This is a genomic window from Aequorivita xiaoshiensis (genome assembly GCF_022008395.1).
GTDB lineage: Bacteria > Bacteroidota > Bacteroidia > Flavobacteriales > Flavobacteriaceae > Aequorivita > Aequorivita xiaoshiensis.
Genome location: NZ_JAIRBB010000072.1, coordinates 1 through 467 on the forward strand (window position 1 = coordinate 1; position 467 = coordinate 467).

1 protein-coding gene is annotated in these 467 nt (G+C 35.3%); it reads right to left on the reverse strand.

Annotated elements, in window-relative coordinates; genetic code table 11:
• Positions 1-196: 196 nt before the first annotated feature.
• A partial coding sequence (locus K8344_RS14025) for a GIY-YIG nuclease family protein (protein WP_237609300.1) occupies positions 197-467 on the reverse strand: 271 nt, incomplete at its 5' end.

Sequence of the window (467 nt, forward strand, 5' to 3'; positions counted from 1 at the left end):
CCGAAATCTGATGCGCCCCGCCCGAACGTGCCTAACGACAGTTCGGCTCGGGCGGGTATTCAGTTGCGCCACGCGGCCATTAACAATATTTAAACACGAAATAATTTTTTCTTATAAATTCATATCAATCACAGCCGAAATCTAATGCACCCAGCCCGAACGTGTTTAATGACAGTTGCCACAAAAGACATTTAATTTAATCATGCGGCAAAATTAAATTTATTTTTCTCCATCTTCTACCTGCAGCACTTTTCAAATATTTTTCTCTTTCTCTAGCTTCTTTTCTAGTTAAATATTCTTCCGTATGAATAATTTCCCAGGGAATATAAGCTTTTGTTGATTGAGTCTTACCAGAATTATGTTCCTTTAATCTTTTTGTACAGTCTTTAGACATTCCTACATACATCCTTTCAAATTCTTTACTATAAAGAATATATACATAATACATTTCTAACCATTTAAAGCTC